At 67.7% G+C, this 1,992-nt stretch carries 1 protein-coding gene; it reads left to right on the plus strand.

Going from position 1 to position 1,992, the window contains the following annotated elements:
• The coding region (locus tag VGO12_RS31965; RefSeq protein WP_327516761.1) for a beta strand repeat-containing protein at positions 1–1,992 on the plus strand (1,992 nt) is incomplete at both ends.

Below are 1,992 nucleotides of genomic sequence, written 5' to 3' on the forward strand. Positions count from 1 at the left end.
CGCCTTCACGCCGGCTGCGGGTGCGCTTGCCGGTGCGACGGTTGCCGACGCCTATGACCTGACGATTGCCGCCGCCAACGGGGCGGCTCCCTACTCCTATGCGGTCACCGGCGGCGCGCTTCCGGCCGGCTTGACGCTGGCTGCCGACGGTCGCCTGTCCGGAACGCCGACCGCCGATGGAGCGGCAACGTTCACGGTGACGGCGACCGACGCCAACAATGCGACGGGCACCGCAAGCTATAGTCTCGCGGTTGCCGTCCAGGCGCCATCGGCCGGTCCGGCGACCGCGACGGTCGCCGCGAACTCGACCGCAAATGTCATGCCGCTCAATCTGACCGGTGGGGCGGCAGCCTCGGTGACGGTTGCAACGGCTCCGGCCCATGGCACGGCGACCGCGACAGGAACCGTGATCAGCTACACGCCGATGGCGGGCTATTCCGGCGCTGACAGTTTCACCTACACGGCGACCAATGCGACCGGCACATCAGCACCGGCGACCGTCACTGTCACCGTGTCCGCACCGACATTCGCCTTCACGCCGGCTGCGGGTGCGCTTGCCGGTGCGACGGTTGCCGACGCCTATGACCTGACGATTGCCGCCGCCAACGGAGCATCGCCCTACACCTATGCGGTCACCGGCGGCGCGCTTCCGGCCGGCTTGACGCTGGCTGCCGACGGTCGCCTGTCGGGAACGCCGACCGCCGGTGGACCGGCAACGTTTACGGTGACGGCGACCGACGCGAACAATGCGACGGGCACGGCAAGCTATAGTCTCGCGGTCGCCGTAGAGGCGCCATCGGCCGGCGCCACGTCGGCAACCGTTGCCGCCAACTCGTCGGCCAATGCGATCACGCCCAATCTCTCCGGAGGGTCGGCAGCTTCGGTGACGGTTGCCACGGCTCCGGCCCATGGCACGGCGACTGCGACGGGAACTGTGATCAGCTACACGCCGGTGGCCGGCTATTCCGGTGCTGACAGCTTCACCTACACGGCGACCAATGCGACCGGCACATCTGCACCGGCGACCGTTACCGTCACCGTGTCCGCACCGACGCTGGTCTTCACGCCGGCTGCGGGCGCGCTTGCCGGGGCGGCGGTTGCTGAAGCCTATGACCTGACGGTTGCCGCCGCCAATGGAACGGCGCCCTATGGCTACGCGATTACCGCTGGAACGCTGCCGCCTGGGCTGACGCTTTCGGCGGGAGGGCGCATTTCGGGAGCACCGACGACGGTAGGGGCATCGGCGTTCACCGTGACTGCGACCGATGCCAATGGGGCGATCGGGGCCGCGAGCTATAGCCTGGCGGTGGCTATTCAGGCACCGGTCGCTGGTCCGGTCACGGCCGTGGTCGCGGGGGACTCTTCGGTGAACGTGATTGCTGCAAACCTGACAGGCGGGGCGGCCACATCGATCGCAGTTGCAAGCCCACCGGCACACGGAACGGCGTCCGTATCCGGCACAACCTTCCTCTACACGCCGGCCGTGGGTTACTTCGGTTCCGACCGCTTCACCTATACGGCGACCAATGCGACAGGCACGTCGGCGCCGGCTACGGTCGACGTCACGGTTTCCCCGCTGCCCCTGACGTTCTCTCCGGTTTCGGGGCCGCTTCCTGCAGCCGCAGTCGGCGTTTCCTACAGCCGAACCATCACCGCCAGCGGCGGGGCAGCACCCTATCGTTACGCGATCTCTTCCGGAGCGTTGCCTGGCGGCCTGACGCTGGATGGATCAAGCGGGACCATTTCCGGAACGCCGATTGCTGACGGCGATTTCGCGTTCTCGGTGTCGGCAATGGACGCCATTGGCGCCGTGGCGCAGGCGAGCTATCGGATTACCGTTGCGTCCGCCAGCTTCGTCTTTACCCCGTCTTCGGGCAGCCTTGCCGACGCGATGGTCGGCGAAGCCTATTCGCAACGCATCTCGGCGACCGGTGGCACCGGTGCGCTGGTCTACAGCCTGAAGAGCGGCGCCCTGCCAAAGGGCATGGTGCT

Origin of the sequence: Ensifer sp. (assembly GCF_035999135.1) — a bacterium.
Taxonomy (GTDB): Bacteria; Pseudomonadota; Alphaproteobacteria; order Rhizobiales; family Rhizobiaceae; genus Ensifer.